Below are 19856 nucleotides of genomic sequence, written 5' to 3'. Positions count from 1 at the left end.
GGGGGTTGCGCGGGTTCGATGCGGGGGGGGGTCACCAAAACAACCGCCCCCCCGCTAACACGGGGGCGGGCCTCTTCGCTGTTCCCGGCCGCTGATCGCAGCGGACCGGCAAGAGGGACAAGTGCGGGCCCGGAGGCGCGAGTACAGGACGTGTGCGGCGTCGTACGCGCCCCCGGGCCCGGGGGTGGTGGGAGGTCGGAAGGGGAGGGTCAGCCGGAGCGGCGCAGGGCCTCCGACAGGCGGGCGGCCGCGTCGATGACGGCCTGGGCGTGCATGCGCCCCGGGTGCCGGGTCAGGCGCTCGATCGGCCCGGAGACCGATACGGAGGCCACCACGCGGTTCGACGGCCCGCGCACCGGCGCCGAGACGGAGGCCACGCCGGGCTCCCGCTCGCCGATCGACTGGGCCCAGCCGCGGCGGCGTACGCCGGACAGGGCCGTGGCCGTGAAGCGCGCGCCCTGCAGGCCGCGGTGGAGCCGCTCGGGCTCCTCCCAGGCCATCAGGATCTGCGCGGCCGAACCGGCCTTCATCGGCAGCGTGGAGCCCACCGGGACGGTGTCCCGCAGGCCCGACAGCCGCTCGGCGGCCGCCACGCAGATGCGCATGTCGCCCTGGCGCCGGTAGAGCTGCGCGCTCTCGCCCGTCACGTCACGGAGGTGGGTGAGCACCGGTCCGGCCGTGGCCAGCAGGCGGTCCTCGCCGGCCGCGGCGGCAAGCTCTGCCAGCCGCGGACCGAGGATGAACCGGCCCTGCATGTCCCTCGCCACCATCCGGTGGTGTTCCAGTGCCACGGCAAGGCGATGTGCCGTGGGTCGTGCGAGCCCTGTCGCCGCGACCAGCCCGGCGAGGGTGGCCGGACCGGACTCCAGTGCGCTCAGTACCAGAGCTGCCTTGTCGAGAACGCCGACGCCGCTAGAGTTGTCCATGAAACGATATTCACGTCTCACACTGTGAAACGCAAGTTCAATTTTTCCAAGAACCAGCGAGTCTGTATGTACGGGTCCACGAACCACTGGGTCCGGGACGGTGAGCCGGAGGGAAAGCGATGGGTAGGACACTCGCGGAGAAGGTCTGGGACGACCATGTCGTCCGGCGCGCCGAAGGCGAGCCCGACCTCCTCTTCATCGATCTTCACCTGCTGCACGAGGTGACCAGCCCGCAGGCCTTCGAAGGTCTGCGCCAGGCCGGCCGCAAGGTCCGACGCCTCGACCTCACCATCGCGACCGAGGACCACAACACCCCCACCATCGACATCGACAAGCCGATCGCGGACCCGGTCTCCCGGGCCCAGCTGGAGACGCTGCGCAAGAACTGCGCCGAGTTCGGTGTCCGCCTGCACTCGCTGGGCGACGTGGAGCAGGGTGTCGTCCACGTCGTGGGCCCCCAGCTGGGCCTGACCCAGCCCGGGACCACCGTGGTCTGCGGCGACTCGCACACCTCCACGCACGGCGCCTTCGGCGCGCTGGCCTTCGGCATCGGCACCAGCCAGGTCGAGCACGTGCTGGCCACCCAGACGCTGCCGCTGGCCCGCCCCAAGACGATGGCGATCACCGTCACCGGCGAGCTGGCCGAGGGCGTCACCGCCAAGGACCTGATCCTGGCGATCATCGCCAAGATCGGCACCGGCGGCGGCCAGGGCTACATCCTGGAATACCGCGGCGAAGCCGTCGAGAAGCTCTCGATGGAAGCCCGCATGACCATCTGCAACATGTCGATCGAGGCCGGCGCCCGCGCGGGCATGATCGCCCCCGACCAGACCACCTTCGACTACCTCCAGGGCCGCGACCACGCCCCCGCCGGCGAGGACTGGGACGCGGCGGTCGCGTACTGGAAGACGCTGCGCACCGACGACGACGCGGTCTTCGACGCGGAGGTCGTCATCGACGGCGCCACGCTGTCCCCGTTCGTCACCTGGGGCACCAACCCGGGCCAGGGCGCGCCGCTGTCGGCCAACGTCCCCGACCCGGCTTCGTACGAGGACGCTTCGGAGCGCCACGCCGCCGAAAAGGCCCTGGAATACATGGGGTTGACCGCCGGACAGCCGCTGCGCGACATCCGCGTCGACACCGTCTTCGTAGGTTCCTGCACCAACGGCCGCATCGAGGACCTGCGCGCCGTCGCCGGGATCGTCGAGGGCCGCAAAGTCGCCGACGGCGTACGGATGCTGGTCGTGCCGGGCTCGGTCCGCGTCGCCCTCCAGGCCGTGGAAGAGGGCCTGGACAAGGTCTTCAAGGAGGCCGGCGCCGAATGGCGGCACGCGGGCTGCTCGATGTGCCTGGGCATGAACCCCGACCAACTGGCGCCCGGTGAGCGTTCCGCGTCCACCTCGAACCGCAACTTCGAAGGCCGGCAGGGCAAGGGCGGGCGCACCCACCTGGTCTCCCCGCAGGTGGCCGCCGCCACCGCGGTGCTGGGCCATCTGGCCTCGCCCGCCGACCTGTCCGAAGCCCCCGCGAACGCCGGAGTCTGAGAACCATGGAAGCCTTCACCACCCACACCGGACGGGCCGTCCCGCTGCGCCGCAGCAACGTCGACACCGACCAGATCATCCCGGCCCACTGGCTGAAGAAGATCACCCGCGACGGGTTCGAGGACGGGCTCTTCGAGGCCTGGCGCAAGGACCCGGAGTTCGTCACGAACCGCCCCGAGCGGGCCGGCGCGACCGTGCTGGTCGCCGGTCCCGACTTCGGTACGGGCTCCTCGCGCGAGCACGCCGTCTGGGCCCTGCAGAACTTCGGCTTCAAGACGGTCATCTCCTCCCGCTTCGCCGACATCTTCCGCGGCAACTCGCTGAAGAACGGTCTGCTGACCGTCGTCCTGCCCCAGGAGACCGTCGACCGGCTGTGGGAGCTGACCGAGGCCGACCCCACCGCCGAGGTCACCGTCGACCTGGTCGACCGCCAGGTCCGAGCCGAAGGCGTCGAGGCCGAGTTCGAACTCGACGACAACGCCCGCTGGCGCCTCCTGGAGGGGCTGGACGACATCTCGCTCACCCTTCAGAACGAAGCGGACATCGACGCTTACGAAAGCACCCGCCCGGCCTTCAAGCCGCGCACGATTCGGGCCTGATTCCTGCCTGAGCAGCACTTATTCACCTTTGGGTGATCACATCGGCAACACTGTGCCCCCCCGCCTTCCGGCGGGGGGCACAGCCGTATGTTGAGGCCCCGTGAGGCGACAACTCGCCCCAGATGGCACAATCTGTGCATGGAACGCGACAGTCAACTCGAGCTCTACGAACTCGTCGCGGACCGGCTGAAAGAAGCACACACAAGGGTGCGCTCACTGCAAGTCCCGGAGGGCGTAAGGATGGCGCTGTCCCGGAAGCTGTTGGTCGTCACCGCTGCGGCGAAGCACGATCTCGCCGATGCGGCAAGGCGCCTGGACAGGTTGATGAAGGACCTCGACGAGGGTCGATTCCCTGAAGGCGACTGATGCGAAGGAACTCCGTAACGGCCTACATCGTTGCGGCACTAGGGTGATTAGCCCGTTTCGTGTTTGATTTGCGGTATATATCCGCCTAACGTGCGAAATAAGCTTGAACACATTCGTTCTGGCGAAGTCTCCGAAGGGGAAGACGTGAACAAGGCGCAGCTCGTAGAAGCGATTGCCGACAAGGTTGGCGGCCGCCAGCAGGCCGCGGACGCTGTCGACGCGGTACTCGACGCGATCGTCCGCGCGGTCGTCGCGGGCGACCGGGTCTCGGTCACGGGCTTCGGCTCGTTCGAGAAGGTCGACCGGCCGGCCCGTTACGCCCGTAACCCGCAGACGGGTGAGCGCGTCCGGGTCAAGAAGACCTCGGTTCCCCGCTTCCGCGCGGGCCAGGGCTTCAAGGACCTGGTCAGCGGCACCAAGAAGCTGCCCAAGGGCGGCGAGGTGTCCGTGAAGAAGGCGCCGAAGGGCAGCCTTTCCGGTGGCGCCTCCGCGACGGTCAAGAAGGCCGTGGCCAAGAAGGCCACCACCGCCAAGAAGGCGGCGGCGAAGACCACGGTCGCGAAGAAGGCCACGCCGGCCGCGAAGAAGACCACGGTCAAGAAGACCACCGCGACCGCGAAGAAGACGACCGCGGTGGCGAAGAAGGCCGCGGTCAAGAAGACCACCGCCGTCAAGGCGACCGTGGCGAAGAAGGCCACGGCCACCGCCAAGAAGACCGCCCCGGCGGCCAAGAAGGCCACCCCGGCGACCAAGGCGCCCGCCACGAAGAAGGCGACGGCGCGCAAGACCACCGCGAAGAAGACCACCGCCCGCAAGAAGTAAGGGGCACGAGTCACACACGCCGGGCCGGCTTCCCCACCAGGGGAAGCCGGCCCGCGGTGCGTTCCTCCCCGGTGACGTCCCCCGGGTTCGCGCAGGTCAGAAGGTCTGCAGGGTGACCAGGGTGATGCGCAGGGCCGGGCCCTCGCCGTCCGTCTCGACGCGGACCCGCTGGCCCGGACGCAGCAGCCGCAGACCGCCCGCGTCGAACGCCGCGGCCTCGAAGGGCACCGGGGTGCCGTCGTCCAGCAGCACGCTGCCGCTGCGGGTCTGGGAGTCGTACGTGTACGCGGTCGCCTGCATACGGGCACTGTATCGGGCCGTGTGCCGCCCCACTCCGAGGGAGAGGGCCGTGCGCAGGTCCGCCGCCGTATCCACGTCCCTCCGTACGCTGTCGACGTCCGCCAGCGCGATTTCCACCGCCCCCGAGGCCGAATGCCGGGCCCGGGAGGGGCCGCCGAACGAGGGTGCCAATTCCACGTCCGGACCAGCCGAAAGCAGCGTTGTGCCGATTCCCGCCGCATCCGCCAGAAATGCCCGGGGAAATGCCCCGGCCCGGTCGAGCACGCGTAGCAATTCCGTCGGGCGCAGGGCGGGCAGGTCCGCGTTGATCGCCGCCACCGCGGCACGGGGGCGGCCCGCGCGTATCGCCCGCGCGCCGTGGTCCAGCGCGGCGTTGAGACCGGCTCCCGGGGCGTCGGCGAGGATCCGCGCCCCCAGCCTGGAGAGTTCCGAACCGGCCACCGCGTCGTCCGTGACGACCACCACATCCGCGACCGAAGCGCAGGCCAGCGCCCCGGCGACGGTGTCCTGGGCGAAGGCGAGCGCCAGCCCGGCACGGGACCCTCCGACGGCCGCCGCCAGACGGCTCTTGGCCAGAGCCAAGGGCTTCAGCGGCACCACGAGACTCCAGACGGCGTTCGTGACGGTCCCCTTCCCTCCGGTGCGCTCCCGCACCCGCCCCGGCCATCGGCGCCCCGCGCACCGGCTCCCGGTCGGCCCATTGTCGCCCCCGAGCGGCCGGAGGGAGGCCCGGCGGTGCGAGCGGGGCGTACGGTGTCCTCGACAGAGACCGGACCCGGGGCGACACTTGTCCGGCCCACAAGGTGCCCAAGCCACGCACCGGTCCTAGAGGAAGGTGTCCGAGTGTCCCGCCGCAGAATCGGCTTCTGGTACCGCCTGGCGGCGGTCATCGCAAAACCGCCGCTGGTAGTGCTCTTCAAGCGGGACTGGCGGGGAATGGAGCACATTCCGGCTGACGGCGGATTTATCACCGCCGTCAATCACAACTCGTATCTGGACCCGCTCTCCTACGCGCACTTCCAGTACAACACCGGCCGGGTGCCCCGATTGCTCGCCAAGGCCGGGCTCTTCAAGGTGCCTTTCGTCGGCACGATCCTCCGCGGCTCCGGCCAGATCCCCGTCTACCGGGAGACCACCAACGCCCTGGACGCATTCCGGGCGGCCGTCGACGCCATCGAGCGCGGTGAATGCGTGGCCTTTTACCCGGAAGGCACCCTCACCCGCGATCCGGAGATGTGGCCGATGGCCGGGAAGAGCGGCGCCGCGCGGGTGGCGCTGATCACCAGGGCCCCCGTCATTCCGGTGGCCCAGTGGGGCGCGAACCTGGCGATGCCGCCCTACGCCAAGGAGAACAAGGTCCGGCTGTTCCCGCGCAAGACGCTCCAGGTGCTCGCAGGACCGCCCGTGGACCTCTCCGCGTACTACGACCGGGAACCCACTCCCGAGGTCCTCAAGGGGGCCACGGAGGCCATCATGGCCGACATCACCAAGCTCCTGGAGGAGCTGCGCGGGCAGAACGCGCCCGCGCGGCCGTACGACCACCGTCAGGCCAGGGCGCAGCAGCGGCGCAACGCCGCGGGGGAGGGCGACAAGTGACACGTCCCGTGAAGGCGGCCGTCTTCGGAACGGGCTCCTGGGGTACGGCCTTCGGCATGGTGCTCGCGGACGCCGGCTGCGAGGTGACCCTGTGGGGCCGCCGCCAGGAGCTCGCCGACGCCATCAACACCGGCCGGACGAACCCGGACTACTTCCCCGGCGTCGAACTGCCCCCGAACCTCCGGGCCACCACCGACGCGGCCGAGGCCGCCCGGGACGCCGACTTCGCGGTCCTGGCCATCCCCTCGCAGACCCTGCGCGCCAACCTCGCGGCCTGGGCCCCGCTGCTGCCCGCCGACGCCGTGCTCGTCTCCCTGATGAAGGGCATCGAACTCGGCACCGCCAAGCGGATGAGCGAGGTCATCGAAGAGGTGGCCAAGGTCCCCGCCGAGCGCGTCGCCGTCGTCACCGGCCCCAACCTGGCCCGCGAGATCGTCGCCCGGCAGCCCGCCGCCTCGGTCGTCGCCTGCGTGGACGAGGCCGTGGCCCAGCGCCTCCAGGCCGCCTGCCACACCCCGTACTTCCGCCCGTACACGAGCACCGACGTCATCGGCTGCGAGCTCGGCGGCGCCGTCAAGAACGTCATCGGCCTCGCCGTCGGCATCGCGGACGGCATGGGCCTGGGCGACAACACCAAGGGCTCCCTCATCACCCGCGGCCTGGCCGAAGCCACCCGGCTGGGCCTGGCCATGGGCGCCGACCCGCTCACCTTCTCCGGCCTCGCGGGCCTCGGCGACCTCGTCGCCACCTGCTCCTCGCCGCTCTCCCGGAACCACACCTTCGGCACCAACCTGGGCCGCGGGATGACCCTGGAGGAGACCATCGCGGTCACCAAGCAGACCGCCGAGGGCGTCAAGTCCTGCCAGTCGGTCGCGGATCTGGCCGGCCGCTACGGGGTGGACATGCCGATCACCGACACGGTGGTCGACATCGTGCACCACGGCAAGCCGCCGCTGGTCGCGCTGAAGGAACTGATGGGGCGCAGCGCCAAACCGGAACGCAGCTGAGTCCTTTCCGGACGTCTGAGCGGGTACCCTCGTGGCGATATGAGCAGCGAGAACCTCCCCCAGACCCCTGAGCAGCAGGGCCGCAAGCCCCGCGTGGCCGTCGTGTTCGGCGGCCGCAGCTCGGAACACGCCATCTCGGTCGTCACGGCGGGCGCCGTGCTGCGCTCCATCGACCGTGCCAAGTACGAGGTGCTGCCCATCGGCATCACCACGGACGGCCGGTGGGCGCTGACCGCCGACGATCCCGAGCGCATGGCCATCGCGGACCGCGCGCTCCCGAACGTGGAGACGCTCGCGGAGTCCCCGGACGGCACCGTGGTGCTCTCCGTGGACCCCGCCAGCCGCGAGGTCGTCTACACCGAGCCGGGTGCCGTTCCCAAGGCGCTGGGCGAGGTCGACGTCGTCTTCCCCGTGCTGCACGGCCCCTACGGCGAGGACGGCACCCTCCAGGGCCTCCTGGAGCTGTCCGGCGTCCCGTACGTCGGCTCGGGCGTCCTCGCCTCGGCCGTCGGCCAGGACAAGGACTACATGAAGCGGGTGTTCACGTCCTTCGGGCTGCGCGTCGGCCCGTACGTGACCATCCGTCCCCGCGAGTGGGAAGCGGACCAGGCCGCCGCCACGGCGAAGATCCTGGACTTCGCCGGTGAGCACGGCTGGCCGCTGTTCATCAAGCCCGCCCGGGCCGGCTCCTCCATCGGCATCACCAAGGTCGACGACGCCTCCGGGCTGGAAGAGGCCGTCCGCGAGGCCCGCCGCCACGACCCGAAGATCATCGTGGAGGCGCTGCTGCGCGGCCGCGAGATCGAGTGCGGCGTGCTGGAGTTCGAGGACGGGCCCCGCGCGAGCGTCCCGGCCGAGATCCCGCCGGTCTCCAGCCACGACTTCTACGACTTCGAGGCGAAGTACATCGACTCGGCGTCCGGACTCGTGCCCGCCCCGCTGACCCCGGAGCAGACCGCCGAGGTGCAGCGGCTCGCGGTCGAGGCCTTCGAGGCCGCGTCCTGCGAGGGCCTGGTGCGCGCCGACTTCTTCCTCACCGAGGACGGCGAGTTCGTGATCAACGAGATCAACACCATGCCGGGCTTCACGCCGATCTCCATGTACCCGCGGATGTGGCAGGAGTCGGGCATCGAGTACCGGGAGCTGGTGGACCTCCTGATCCAGGCGGCCCTGCGCCGCTCCACCGGGCTGCGCTAGAGCTCCCCGGCCCCGTACCGCCCCCCCCCGGCGGGCCCGCCCCGACCGGGGCGGCCGACGGGCGGCGGTGTGAGCGGGGGGCGGCCCCGGGGGCCGGGACGGACTCAGTACGAGGAGATGCCCTCCGGCACCGACTTGGCCACGGCGGCGGACAGACCGACCAGCATCCCCGCGTCCGTGGCATGCTCCTTGTCGACCCGGACCTCCGTGTACGCCAGCCGCGCCCCGGTGGTGAACCGGAAGCCGCCGTCCGACGTCTTCTCCAGCAGCCAGCCGACGCCGTTGACCTCGACGCCCTCCTGTTTGGGATCAGCCATCTTGGGGGGCCTGGGGATACCGCACCGCAGTACGATCGCCGAGCCGCCCCACGCGGCGGTCAGATCCGACACCGGCTCGGTGGCGGTCCGCGCCAGTCCGGCCACCGTCTCCGGGAGTTCTCCGTGCAACGCCGCACAGAACCCCGCGACGTCGGCAGGCGGCGCGGCCGGGGGATCCACCCGGGCCTCGGAATCCCCCGGGGCGCAGCCCGCGAGGGCCAGGAAGGCCAGCAGGGCGGCTAGACGGAACGGCCGGCGGTGGAATGACATCACCGGCCAAGAGTAGACGGGGGCTACAGATGGACCACGGGGCAGGTCAAGGTGCGGGTGATCCCCTCCACCTGCTGGACCTTGGCGACCACCATGCGGCCGAGATCGTCGACCGTATCGGCCTGGGCGCGCACGATCACGTCGTACGGACCCGTCACGTCCTCGGCCTGGATCACCCCCGCGATCTTCCCGATGGACTCGGCGACCAAGGACGCCTTGCCCACCTCGGTCTGGATGAGGATGTACGCCTGTACCACGGAACCTCCAGGGCGGCCACGAGGATCATTTCCCCTAACCTTCGGATGGGCCCGGGAAGATCGTGCGGGCCCGGGGACGAAGGGACGCCACGGTACCGCGTCGCCGTGCGCCGCGGGGAGACCCTCGGGCCCGGCGGCGCGCAGGGCGGGGCGCACGGAGAGCAGAAGTTGACGTATCTGTTGACGGTACCCAGAGCTGTGACGGCTCGCGACCGCAAGCGGACTTGCCAAGAAGGGGCACAGCGATGAAGGGCACTGTGGGCGAGCTGGGGGAGTTCGGGCTCATTCGGGAGCTCACCTCACGGCTCACCACCACCCCGGCGGTCCGGCTCGGACCGGGCGACGACGCCGCGGTGGTGTCGGCCCCCGACCGGCGGGTCGTGGCGAGCACGGACATCCTGCTGGAAGGCCGGCACTTCCGGCGCGACTGGTCCACGGCCTACGACGTCGGCCGCAAGGCCGCCGCGCAGAACCTGGCCGACATCGCCGCCATGGGCGCGGTGCCGACCGCGCTGCTGCTCGGCCTGGTCGTCCCGGCGGAACTGCCCGTCACCTGGCCCACCGAGCTGATGGACGGCATCCGCGACGAATGCCAGGTCGCGGGCGCGGCCGTGGTCGGCGGCGACGTCGTACGCGGCGACACCATCACCGTCGCCATCACCGCCCTCGGCGACCTGCGCAACCACGAGCCCGTGCTGCGCTCCGGCGCCCGGCCCGGGGACGTCGTCGCGGTCACCGGCTGGCTCGGCTGGTCCGCGGCCGGCTTCGCGGTGCTCTCGCGCGGCTTCCGCTCCCCGCGGGCCTTCGTCGAGGCGCACCGGCGCCCCGAACCGCCGTACCACGCGGGCCCGGCGGCCGCCGGACTCGGCGCCACCGCCATGACCGACGTCAGCGACGGCCTGATCGCCGACCTCGGGCACATCGCCGAGGCCAGCAAGGTACGGATCGACGTGCGCTCGGGGGCCGTGGACATCCCGACGCAGATGCACGACATCGGCCAGGCCGTCGGCGTGGACCCGCTCCAGTGGGTGCTCACCGGCGGAGAGGACCACGCCATCGTGGCCACCTTCCCGCCCGACGTGAAGCTCCCGGCCCGCTGGAAGGTCATCGGGGAGGTCCTCAACCGCTCCGCACTGCCCCAGGTGACCGTGGACGGCGCCCCCTGGACCAGCACCGGCGGCTGGGACCACTTCGGCGCCGACCCGGCCGCCGAGGAGAGCCCGCGATGAGCGGTGCGGCCGCCCCCGCCCTGTGCCTGACCGTCGCCGGATCCGACTCCGGCGGCGGCGCGGGCATCCAGGCCGACCTCAAGACCATGCAGGCGCTCGGGGTGCACGGCATGAGCGTGCTCACCGCCGTCACCGCGCAGAACTCCCTCGGCGTGCGCGGGGTCTGGGAGCTGCCGGCCGAGGCCGTCACCGCCCAGTACCGGGCCGTGGTGGACGACATCGGGGTGCAGGCCGTCAAGACCGGGATGCTGTCCTCCGCCACGCTGGTGGAAACCGTCGCCGGGCTGCTGGCCGGCACGACGGCCCCGGCGGTGGTGGATCCCGTAGGGGTCTCCAAGCACGGGGACGCGCTGCTCGCCGCCTCGGCGCTGGAGGCCGTACGCCGGGAGCTGCTGCCGCGGGCCACGGTGGCGACGCCGAACCTGGACGAGGTGGCGCAGCTCACCGGCCTGTTGGTGGAGACCGAGGACGACATGCGGCGGGCCGCCGACGCGGTCCTCGGCTACGGGCCCCGCTGGGCGCTGATCAAGGGCGGCCACCTCGCGGCGCACGGGAACGAGGCCGTGGACCTGCTGACCGACGGCTCCGAGGAACTGTGGCTGCGGGCGCCCCGCCACGACAACCGGCACACGCACGGCACGGGCTGCACCCTCGCCAGCGCCATCGCGGCGGGCCTGGCCAAGGGCCTGTCCGTGCCGGAGGCGGTCACCGACGCCAAGGAGTACGTCACCGGAGCCATCGCGGCCGGCTACCGCCTCGGCGCGGGCATCGGCCCGGTGGACCACGCCTGGCGGCAGCGCTGAGCTCCGTCCGGGCATCCCGGTGCCGGGTGTCAGGACGTCGGGCGTCCGGGAAAGGCAAAAGGCCGGTTCACCAGAGGTGAACCGGCCTTCTTGGCAACCGGAAAGGGCTGCGCTACGACGACGGGAGGCGTCAGCGCGAGACCTTGCCGGCCTTGATGCACGAGGTGCAGGCGTTGAGGCGCTTCGGCGTCCCATTGACCACGGCACGGACACGCTGGATGTTCGGGTTCCAGCGACGCGAGGTGCGGCGGTGCGAGTGGGAAATGCTGTTGCCGAAGCTCGGCCCCTTGGCGCAAACGTCGCAGTTGGCAGCCACAGGTCACTCCAAAGACTTCAGATGCAATTACAGTGAAATCCGGCGCACCGGAATCAGAGATCTGAAGTGGCTTGCCGGACGAATGGCCCGACTCTCGACGGGCAACCTGAGCAGCATACAACGACTGCTTCGGTCCAAGAAAACTACCATGACCGGACCCGGCTCCGCCCCGGGGTCCCGGGCCGAGGCCCGTCCTTCGTTACCCTGCGGTGAACCCTGGCCCGCACAAGGAGGAACGCCCGGTGGCGCACGAGCCTGGCCCGCACACCCTCGACGCCGAAGCGGTGCGCACCTGGAGCTCGCTGGCCCTGGCCGCACTGGGCCGGGCCCGCGAGGACATCGACGCGATCAACGTCTACCCGGTCGCGGACGCCGACACCGGCACCAACCTCTACCTGACCGCCGAGTCCGCCGACCGCGCGCTGGCCGCGGCCTTCGGTGACGGCCCCGCCGACGGCCCCGCCGGCGTGACCGAAGGCACATCCGCGGCCCCGGCCCCCACCCTGTCCGAAGCCGTACGGGCCTACGCGCACGGGGCCCTCATAGGCGCCCGGGGGAACTCCGGGACGATCCTCGCCCAGCTCCTGCGCGGAGTCGCCGACGTCCTGGGCGCCGAGCCCGCCGGCCGGGCCCCCGGCCCGCTGCTGGCGCAGGCCCTGACCCGGGCCGCCGAGGAGGCCTACCAGGCCGTCGCGCACCCGGTCGAGGGCACCATGCTCACCGTCGCCGGAGCCGCCGCCCGGGCCGGGACGGCCGCCGGGGCAGCCGCCGAGGCCGCCGTCGCCACCGCCGCCGACGTGGCCCGGGCCGCCTACGACGGGGCCCGGGCGGCCCTCGCCGAGACCCCGGGGCAGCTGGCCGCGCTGGGGCGGGCCGGAGTGGTCGACGCCGGGGGCTGCGGGCTGGTCGCCGTACTCGGGGCCCTGTGGCAGGCCCTGTCCGGGCAGGAACCCGCCGCCGAGCCGGTACGCGGCCGGGCCGTGCCCGTACCGCGGCCGGAGCAGCCGTGCGCGGAGGAGCAGGGCGGACCCGCGTACGAGGTGATCTACCTGCTGGAGGCCGGCGAGGAGGCCGTCGGGGAGCTGCGCGCGCGCCTCGACGGGCTCGGCGACTCCCTGGTCGTGGTCGGCGGCGACGGGCTGTGGAACGTCCACGTGCACGTCGACGACCCCGGCGCGGCCGTGGAGGCCGGGGTCGTCGCGGGGCGGCCGTACCGGATCCGCATCACCCACTTCGGTGACGAGCGCCGCCGCGCGCGGGCCCCGCGCGTCCAGCGGGCCGTGGTCGCCGTGGTCCAGGGCGAGGGGCTGGCCGGGCTGTGCGGGGAGGCGGGCGCGACCACCGTGCTGGCCCGCCCCGGAGAGCCGCCGGCCGTCCCCGAACTGCTCGACGCGATCCGCCGGGCGCACGCCCGCGAGGTGGTCCTGCTGCCCGGAGCCGGCGAACTGCGGACCGTCGCCTCGGCCGCCGCCGAACAGGCCCGCGCCGACGGCGTACGGGTGGCCGTCATCCCCACCCGCTCCGCCGTCCAGGGCCTGGCCGCCCTCGCCGTGCACGACCCGGAGGGCAGCTTCGACGAGGACGTCGTCGCCATGACCGCGGCCGCCGGCGCCACCCGCTACGGGGAGATCGCCGTCGCCGAACGGCAGTCCTTCACCTCCGCCGGCATCTGCCAGGCCGGGGACGTGCTCGGGCTCATCGACGGCGACGTCGCCGTCATCGGCTCCGGCCTGCCCGAGACCGCCGAGGCGGTCCTGGCCCGGATGCTGGGCTCCGGCGGCGAACTGGTCACCCTCGTCCTGGGCCCCGAGGTCCCCGACGCCCTCGCCGCCCGTCTGGAGGCGTACGTCCAGCACGCGCACCTGGCCGTCGACACCGTCACCTACCGGGGCGGGCGCTGGTCCGCACCGCTGCTCATCGGGGTGGAATAGCGGGCTTGTCAGCGCGATGGTGTGCAATGGAACACGTGCCCGCGCTCGACGAAGACCTCAAGAAGACCCTCGGCCCCGCCACCGCCAAGGTGCTGGCCGAGCAGCTCGGCCTGCACACGGCCCTGGACCTGCTCCACCACTACCCCCGGCGGTACGCGGAGCGCGGCGAACTGACGCCGCTGGCCGGCCTCGCCGACCAGCTCGACGAGCACGTGACGGTCGTCGCCCAGGTCGCCGACGCCCGGATCCTGAGCTTCAACGGCGGCCGCGGCAAACGCCTGGAAGTCACCATCACCGACGGCAGCGGCCGGCTCCAGCTGGTCTTCTTCGGCGCCGGGGTCCACAAGCCGCACAAGGACCTGCTGCCCGGCACCCGCGCCATGTTCGCGGGCAAGGTCGGCATGTTCAACCGCAAGCTCCAGCTCTCCCACCCCGCCTACGAACCCCTCGGCGCCGACGCCTCCGACCAGGACGCGGCGACCGCCTTCGCCAACCAGCTCATCCCGATCTACCCGGCCTGCGCGAAGCTGGAGTCCTGGAAGATCGCCAAATGCGTGGACGCGGTGCTGCCCAGCGCCCAGGAGGCCGTCGACCCGCTCCCGCCCGCCCTGCGCGAGGGCCGCGGCCTGGTCCCGCTCACCGAGGCCCTCCTCAAGATCCACCGCCCCGCCACCAAGGCCGACATCGAGGACGCCCGCCAGCGCCTGAAGTGGGACGAGGCCTTCGTCCTGCAGGTCGCCCTCGCCCGCCGCCGGCACGCCGACTCCCAGCTCCCGGCCGTCCCCCGCCGCCCCACCCCCGGCGGACTCCTCGACTCCTTCGACGCCACACTGCCCTTCACCCTCACCGAAGGCCAGCAGACCGTCTCGAAGGAGATCTTCGACGACCTGGCCACGAGCCACCCCATGCACCGCCTCCTCCAGGGCGAGGTCGGAAGCGGTAAGACGATGGTGGCGCTGCGGGCCATGCTCGCCGTCGTCGACTCCGGGGGGCAGGCCGCGATGCTCGCGCCGACCGAGGTGCTCGCGCAGCAGCACCACCGGTCGATCACCGAGATGATGGGCGAGCTCGCCGAGGGCGGCATGCTCGGCGGGTCCGACCAGGGCACCAAGGTGGTGCTGCTGACCGGGTCGATGGGGATGCCCGCGCGGCGCCAGGCGCTGCTCGACCTGGTCACCGGCGAGGCCGGCATCGTCATCGGGACGCACGCGCTGATCGAGGACAAGGTCCAGTTCCACGACCTCGGCCTCGTCGTCGTCGACGAACAGCACCGCTTCGGCGTCGAACAGCGCGACGCGCTCCGGTCGAAGGGCAAGCAGCCGCCCCACCTGCTCGTCATGACGGCCACCCCGATCCCGCGCACCGTCGCGATGACCGTCTTCGGCGACCTGGAGACCTCCGTCCTCGACCAGCTCCCCGCCGGCCGCTCCCCGATCGCCACCCACGTCGTGCCCGCCAAGGACAAGCCGCACTTCCTCACCCGCGCCTGGGAACGCGTCCGCGAGGAAGTGGAGAACGGCCACCAGGCGTACGTCGTCTGCCCGCGCATCGGGGACGGGGAGGACGAGCCCAAGAAGAAGAAGGCCGCCGAGGAGGACGGCGACAAGCGGCCCCCGCTCGCCGTCCTGGAGATCGCCGAGCAGCTCGCGAAGGGCCCCCTCGCCGGGCTCCGCGTCGAAGTCCTGCACGGGCGGATGGACCCCGCCGACAAGGACGACGTCATGCGCCGCTTCGCGGCCGGCGAGGTCAAGGTGCTCGTCGCCACCACCGTCATCGAGGTCGGCGTGAACGTCCCCAACTCCACGGTCATGGTCATCATGGACGCGGACCGCTTCGGCGTCTCCCAACTGCACCAGCTGCGCGGCCGCGTCGGCCGCGGCTCCGCGCCGGGCCTGTGCCTGCTGGTCAGCGAGATGCACGAGGCCAGCCCCGCCCGGGCCCGGCTCTCCGCCGTCGCCGCCACCCTCGACGGCTTCGAACTCTCCCGGATCGACCTGGAGCAGCGCCGCGAGGGCGACGTCCTCGGCCAGGCCCAGTCGGGCGTGCGGTCCTCGCTGCGCATGCTCGCCGTCATCGAGGACGAGGAGGTCATCGCCCAGGCCCGCGAGGAAGCCACCCGTGCGGTCGCCGCCGACCCCGAACTGGAGCACCTCCCCGGGCTGCGGACCGCCCTCGACGCCCTGCTGGACACCGAGCGGGAGCGCTACCTGGAGAAGGGCTGACAATGGGGGTGCCCGTTGTACGAACCCCCGAACACCGAAGGACCCCCAGATGACCCGCGTGATCGCCGGCAGCGCCGGCGGGCGACGGCTGGCCGTGCCCCCCGGCACCGGCACCCGGCCGACCTCGGACCGGATGCGCGAAGGCCTCTTCTCCACCTGGGAGTCGCTGCACGGCGTGGAGGGGGCCCGGGTGCTCGACCTGTACGGCGGCTCCGGCGCCGTGGGCCTGGAGGCCCTCTCCCGCGGCGCGGCCCACACCCTGCTGGTGGAGGCGGACGCCAAGGCCGCCAAGGCGATCCGGGACAACATCAGGACGCTGGGCCTGCCCGGCGCGGAGTTCCGGGCGGGCAAGGCCGAGCAGATCGTGGCGGCCCGGGCGGCAGGGGACCCGTACGACGTGGTCTTCCTGGACCCGCCGTACGCCGTGGACAGCGGAGATCTCCGGGAGATCCTCCTCACACTCCGGTCCAATGGCTGGCTCACGGACGATGCGCTCGTCACCGTGGAGCGCAGCACCAGGAGCGGCGCCTTCCCGTGGCCCGAGGGCTTCGAACCGCTCCGGTCGCGCAAGTACGGCGAGGGCACCCTGTGGTACGGGCGCGCCGCCTTCACCAGCGAAGACTCATGAACGAGGGAGTTCAGTTGCGCCGCGCCGTCTGTCCGGGGTCCTTCGATCCCATCCACAACGGACACCTCGACATCATCGGACGCGCCTCCAGGCTGTACGACGTCGTGCACGTCGCCGTGATGATCAACCAGTCGAAGAAGAGCCTGTTCACCGTCGAGGAGCGGATCGAGCTGATCCGCGAGGCGACGGCCGACTACGGCAACATCCAGGTCGAGTCCTTCCACGGCCTGCTCGTCGACTTCTGCAAGCAGCGGGACATCCCGGCCATCGTCAAGGGCCTGCGCGCGGTCAGCGACTTCGACTACGAGCTCCAGATGGCCCAGATGAACATGGGCCTGTCGGGCGTCGAGACGCTGTTCGTCCCGACCATCCCCACCTACAGCTTCCTGTCCTCATCGCTGGTCAAGGAGGTCGCGGCCTGGGGCGGCGACGTCACCCACCTGCTGCCGGCGCACGTCCACGCGGCGCTCCTGGAGCGGCTGCGCGACCGCTGACCGCCTGACGGGTCGTCAGGCGGTGTCGGGGGCCCGCCCGGCGGCCTTAAAGTCGTCCCGTCCGTCTCAGGAATCGCCTGAGGCCGAGAGAGTGCGAGCCCCCATGGACGTGCAGAAGAAGCTCGACGAGATCGTCGCGGCCGTCGGCGGCGCCCGGTCCATGCCCATGTCGGCCTCCTGCGTGATCAACCGCGCCGAGCTGCTCGCCCAGCTCGAAGAGGTGCGCCAGGCGCTCCCCGGCTCGCTCGCGCAGGCCCAGGAGCTCATCGGCGGCCGGGAGCAGATGGTCGACGACGCCCGCCGCGAGGCGGAGCGCATCATCGAGACCGCGCACGCCCAGCGCGGCTCGCTGATCTCCGACACCGAGATCGCCCGCCGCTCCCAGGCGGAGGCGGACCGGATCCTGGCGGACGCCCGCCGGGAGGCCGAGGAGATCCGGGCCGAGGCGGACGACTACGTCGACAGCAAGCTCGCCAACTTCGAGGTCGTCCTCAGCAAGACCATCGGCTCGGTGGACCGCGGCCGCGAGAAGCTCCTGGGCCGCGGCCCGGGCCTGGACGAGCAGGGCTTCGCCGACACGGACGCCCCCGAGCGCAGCCACGATCCGCAGGTGCAGCGCGAGCAGGCGGACGCGTACGTGGACACGAAGCTGGCGACCTTCGAGGCGGTGCTCTCCAAGACCCTGGAGGCCGTCGGCCGGGGCCGCCAGAAGCTGCTGGGCCGGGCGCCGGTGGACGACCTCGGCGCGCACATGGCCGCCCAGGACGCGGCCGGCGCCGCCGGGGTCCGCCCGTCGAGCGACGCGGATTTCCTGGCCGGCCTGGCCGAGCCGGTCTCCGACCCGGTGCGCGCGCAGATCCCCGCGCAGGCGCAGCCCGCACCGCAGTACGACGCGTACCCCTACCCGCAGCAGCCCGCCCACCAGCAGGACGCGTACGGGTACCAGGATCCGTACGCGAGCCAGCCCTACGGCGTCCAGCAGCAGCCCGACCCCTACGCGGCCTACCAGCAGCAGCAACACCCCGACCCGTACGGCGCCTACCAGCAGCCGCAACAGCAGCAGCCCGCGCTGGACGAGACGAGCTTCTTCGACACGGGCATGATCAACCTGGACCAGCTGCGCCAGTACGAACAGGGCCGCTAGCCCCGGATTGGGCTCAGAGCGAAGCGCCGGGTATCCTGGCTCTTCGGTCGCGCGTATGCACCGCGATCCATGCTGCCCGTAAGCGTCCCCGCTTGCGCGGCAGGACTTTGATCTTCAGCGATCTGTGAAAGCAGGAACGGCCCTGAATACCCGCCTCGACCACCGCAACCCCCTCGTGTTCGACACGCACGAGCTGGGTCGGCGTCCTGGTGCCATGCAGCGGCTGTCCCGCGAGATCGCGACCCCGGCGGACTTCGGTCTCGTCGGAGTCATCGGAGTGCCGGAAGGCGCCCCGCTGAAGCTCAGCCTCCGCCTGGAGTCGGTCATGGAAGGGGTGCTTGTCACAGGCACCGCCCGTGCATCGGCCGTGGGGGAGTGCGTAAGGTGTCTGGAGACCGTCGAGCGCGAGCTCAAGGCGGACTTCCAGGAGATGTTCTCGTACCCTGACGCCGACGACCGGACCCGCTCCAAGGCGGAGCCGGCCGACGACGCCGAGGACGACGAGGACACGCTCTTCCTCGAGGACGGCTTGTTCGACCTCGAACCCGTGCTGCGCGATGTGGTGGTGCTCGCACTGCCCATGCAGCCGGTGTGCCGGGAGGACTGTCTCGGACTGTGCCCCGATTGCGGGCTCAGCCTGAACGACGACCCGGACCACCACCATGACGCCGTCGACATCCGTTGGGCGGCATTGCAGGGACTCGTCGTGACCGATCAGGACGACGAGAAGGACAACATGAGCGGCACTGCCTCTGACGGAGTTCAGGGCGCCGCCGAGAAGCAGGAGAAGTAGCCGTGGCTGTTCCGAAGCGGAAGATGTCGCGCAGCAACACGCGCCACCGCCGGTCGCAGTGGAAGGCTGCGGTCCCCACCCTGGTTTCGTGCGAGCGTTGCCAGGAGCCGAAGCTCCAGCACATTGCGTGCCCGAGCTGCGGCACCTACAACAAGCGCCAGGTCCTCGAGGTCTGAGCGGCTGGTGAGAGGCGCAATGTCTGAGCTGTCCAACGCTGAGAAGCAGGCAGACAGTAACAACGCGGCCTCGTCCCACACGCTTCTGGAAGGGCGGCTCGGGTATCAACTCGAGACCGCCCTTCTGGTGCGTGCGCTGACCCACCGTTCGTACGCGTACGAGAACGGCGGTCTGCCCACCAACGAACGCCTGGAGTTCCTCGGGGACTCCGTGCTGGGCCTGGTGGTCACGGACACGCTGTACACCACCCACCCCGATCTGCCGGAAGGCCAGCTGGCCAAACTGCGGGCCGCGGTGGTCAACTCTCGCGCACTGGCGGAGGTCGGGCGCGGCCTCGAACTCGGCTCCTTCATCCGGCTCGGCCGGGGCGAAGAGGGCACGGGCGGCCGGGACAAGGCCTCCATCCTCGCCGACACCCTTGAAGCGGTGATCGGCGCGGTCTACCTCGATCAGGGCCTCGACGCGGCCTCGGAGCTGGTTCACCGGCTCTTCGACCCGCTCATCGAGAAGTCCTCCAACCTCGGGGCCGGCCTGGACTGGAAGACCAGTCTCCAGGAGCTCACGGCGGCCGAAGGCCTCGGTGTGCCGGAATATCTGGTCACCGAGACCGGTCCGGACCACGAGAAGACCTTCACAGCTGCCGCTCGCGTCGGTGGTGTCTCGTACGGCACCGGCACCGGCCGCAGCAAGAAGGAAGCGGAACAGCAGGCGGCGGAATCCGCGTGGCGCGGGATCCGCGCCGCCGCGGACGAGCGGATCGCGGCAGCAGCCGCGGCCGCTTCCGCCGTGGCGGAGGTCCCGGCTCCGGCCGTGGCCGAAGCAGAGGCCGAGGACGGCGGGGCTCCGGCGCCCGTCGACCCCGCGCCGAACGCCTGACGCTTCCTTCGGGACGTTCCCGCCCCGCCCCCTGCCCAGGCA

At 71.5% G+C, this 19856-nt stretch carries 21 protein-coding genes and 1 pseudogene; 17 read left to right on the top strand and 5 right to left on the bottom strand.

Annotated features, from left to right (window positions below):
* Positions 1-209: 209 nt before the first annotated feature.
* The gene (gene ndgR, locus ACFV0Q_RS21885) at positions 210-926 is read right to left on the bottom strand and encodes an IclR family transcriptional regulator NdgR (protein ID WP_073911130.1); all 717 of its coding nucleotides are present in this window, start codon (positions 924-926) and stop codon (positions 210-212) included.
* 119 nt (positions 927-1045) lie between these two features.
* On the opposite strand from ndgR, the gene leuC reads away from it, so the two are divergent.
* The 4 genes from leuC (at position 1046) to ACFV0Q_RS21865 (ending at position 4257) form a co-directional block, all read left to right on the top strand.
* Complete coding sequence (leuC, locus tag ACFV0Q_RS21880) at positions 1046-2470, top strand: 3-isopropylmalate dehydratase large subunit (RefSeq protein WP_385007793.1); 1425 nt, start codon at positions 1046-1048, stop codon at positions 2468-2470.
* A 5-nt stretch (positions 2471-2475) separates the two neighbouring features.
* Positions 2476-3069, top strand: coding sequence for a 3-isopropylmalate dehydratase small subunit (leuD, locus tag ACFV0Q_RS21875; RefSeq protein WP_385007791.1), 594 nt, complete (start codon positions 2476-2478; stop codon positions 3067-3069).
* Positions 3070-3207: 138 nt separating this feature from the next.
* Positions 3208-3435: a hypothetical protein gene (locus tag ACFV0Q_RS21870; protein ID WP_030009267.1), complete on the top strand. Its 228-nt coding sequence runs from the start codon at positions 3208-3210 to the stop codon at positions 3433-3435.
* Positions 3436-3579: 144 nt separating this feature from the next.
* Entirely contained in the window at positions 3580-4257 is a 678-nt protein-coding gene (locus ACFV0Q_RS21865; protein ID WP_385007789.1) for an HU family DNA-binding protein, read from the top strand.
* Positions 4258-4560: 303 nt separating this feature from the next.
* Here the strand turns inward: ACFV0Q_RS21865 and cofC are convergent.
* Positions 4561-5211 (bottom strand): annotated as a pseudogene (cofC, locus tag ACFV0Q_RS21860) (2-phospho-L-lactate guanylyltransferase); the annotation flags it as partial.
* A gap of 189 nt (positions 5212-5400) precedes the next feature.
* On the opposite strand from cofC, the gene ACFV0Q_RS21855 reads away from it, so the two are divergent.
* From ACFV0Q_RS21855 to ACFV0Q_RS21845, 3 genes are read left to right on the top strand one after another with little or no spacing between them, the layout of a single operon-like run.
* The gene (locus tag ACFV0Q_RS21855) at positions 5401-6153 is read left to right on the top strand and encodes a lysophospholipid acyltransferase family protein (RefSeq protein WP_385007787.1); all 753 of its coding nucleotides are present in this window, start codon (positions 5401-5403) and stop codon (positions 6151-6153) included.
* Entirely contained in the window at positions 6150-7160 is a 1011-nt protein-coding gene (locus ACFV0Q_RS21850; protein ID WP_385007785.1) for an NAD(P)H-dependent glycerol-3-phosphate dehydrogenase, read from the top strand. The genes ACFV0Q_RS21855 and ACFV0Q_RS21850 overlap by 4 nt, the downstream gene beginning before the upstream one ends.
* A 39-nt stretch (positions 7161-7199) precedes the next feature.
* Positions 7200-8357 (top strand): D-alanine--D-alanine ligase family protein, encoded by a 1158-nt coding sequence (locus tag ACFV0Q_RS21845; protein ID WP_385007783.1) that lies wholly within the window; start codon positions 7200-7202, stop codon positions 8355-8357.
* Between the two features lie 104 nt (positions 8358-8461).
* Here ACFV0Q_RS21845 and ACFV0Q_RS21840 read toward each other — a convergent pair whose 3' ends face one another.
* Together ACFV0Q_RS21840 and ACFV0Q_RS21835 are read right to left on the bottom strand one after the other, a co-directional pair.
* Positions 8462-8944, bottom strand: coding sequence for a DUF3515 domain-containing protein (locus tag ACFV0Q_RS21840; protein WP_385007799.1), 483 nt, complete (start codon positions 8942-8944; stop codon positions 8462-8464).
* A gap of 23 nt (positions 8945-8967) precedes the next feature.
* Positions 8968-9201 carry an Lrp/AsnC ligand binding domain-containing protein gene (locus ACFV0Q_RS21835; protein WP_266573747.1) on the bottom strand — a complete coding sequence of 78 codons (234 nt, stop codon included), beginning with the start codon at positions 9199-9201 and terminating at the stop codon, positions 8968-8970.
* Between the two features lie 245 nt (positions 9202-9446).
* On the opposite strand from ACFV0Q_RS21835, the gene ACFV0Q_RS21830 reads away from it, so the two are divergent.
* Both ACFV0Q_RS21830 and thiD read left to right on the top strand, forming a co-directional pair.
* A complete protein-coding gene (locus ACFV0Q_RS21830; RefSeq protein WP_385007781.1) occupies positions 9447-10430 on the top strand; it encodes a thiamine-phosphate kinase in 984 nt (327 codons plus the stop codon).
* Positions 10427-11233 carry a bifunctional hydroxymethylpyrimidine kinase/phosphomethylpyrimidine kinase gene (gene thiD / locus ACFV0Q_RS21825; protein WP_385007779.1) on the top strand — a complete coding sequence of 269 codons (807 nt, stop codon included), beginning with the start codon at positions 10427-10429 and terminating at the stop codon, positions 11231-11233. The genes ACFV0Q_RS21830 and thiD overlap by 4 nt, the downstream gene beginning before the upstream one ends.
* Positions 11234-11363: 130 nt before the next feature.
* On the opposite strand, the gene rpmB is transcribed toward thiD, so the two are convergent.
* Positions 11364-11549, bottom strand: a complete 186-nt coding sequence (gene rpmB, locus ACFV0Q_RS21820) for a 50S ribosomal protein L28 (protein WP_073911113.1) — start codon at positions 11547-11549, stop codon at positions 11364-11366.
* 242 nt (positions 11550-11791) lie between these two features.
* On the opposite strand from rpmB, the gene ACFV0Q_RS21815 reads away from it, so the two are divergent.
* From ACFV0Q_RS21815 to rnc, 8 genes are all read left to right on the top strand, one after another.
* On the top strand, positions 11792-13480 hold the full coding sequence (locus ACFV0Q_RS21815; RefSeq protein ID WP_385007777.1) for a DAK2 domain-containing protein: 1689 nt from the start codon (positions 11792-11794) through the stop codon (positions 13478-13480).
* A 26-nt stretch (positions 13481-13506) separates the two neighbouring features.
* On the top strand, positions 13507-15702 hold the full coding sequence (gene recG, locus ACFV0Q_RS21810) for an ATP-dependent DNA helicase RecG (RefSeq protein ID WP_385007775.1): 2196 nt from the start codon (positions 13507-13509) through the stop codon (positions 15700-15702).
* Positions 15703-15751: 49 nt separating this feature from the next.
* Complete coding sequence (rsmD, locus tag ACFV0Q_RS21805) at positions 15752-16330, top strand: 16S rRNA (guanine(966)-N(2))-methyltransferase RsmD (RefSeq protein ID WP_362808937.1); 579 nt, start codon at positions 15752-15754, stop codon at positions 16328-16330.
* 14 nt (positions 16331-16344) lie between these two features.
* The gene (coaD, locus tag ACFV0Q_RS21800) at positions 16345-16824 is read left to right on the top strand and encodes a pantetheine-phosphate adenylyltransferase (protein ID WP_385007797.1); all 480 of its coding nucleotides are present in this window, start codon (positions 16345-16347) and stop codon (positions 16822-16824) included.
* Between the two features lie 103 nt (positions 16825-16927).
* Positions 16928-17968: a cell division initiation protein gene (locus ACFV0Q_RS21795; RefSeq protein WP_385007773.1), complete on the top strand. Its 1041-nt coding sequence runs from the start codon at positions 16928-16930 to the stop codon at positions 17966-17968.
* Positions 17969-18110: 142 nt separating this feature from the next.
* Positions 18111-18761, top strand: coding sequence for a YceD family protein (locus ACFV0Q_RS21790; RefSeq protein ID WP_385007795.1), 651 nt, complete (start codon positions 18111-18113; stop codon positions 18759-18761).
* A gap of 2 nt (positions 18762-18763) precedes the next feature.
* Complete coding sequence (gene rpmF, locus ACFV0Q_RS21785; RefSeq protein WP_003965982.1) at positions 18764-18937, top strand: 50S ribosomal protein L32; 174 nt, start codon at positions 18764-18766, stop codon at positions 18935-18937.
* A gap of 19 nt (positions 18938-18956) precedes the next feature.
* Positions 18957-19814 carry a ribonuclease III gene (rnc, locus tag ACFV0Q_RS21780; protein WP_385007771.1) on the top strand — a complete coding sequence of 286 codons (858 nt, stop codon included), beginning with the start codon at positions 18957-18959 and terminating at the stop codon, positions 19812-19814.
* Positions 19815-19856: the final 42 nt, after the last annotated feature.

The organism is Streptomyces sp. NPDC059564 (assembly GCF_042735575.1).
Classification (GTDB): domain Bacteria; phylum Actinomycetota; class Actinomycetes; order Streptomycetales; family Streptomycetaceae; genus Streptomyces.
Note: the sequence above shows the minus strand (reverse complement) of the source record. Positions and strands in the feature narration are given on the sequence as shown.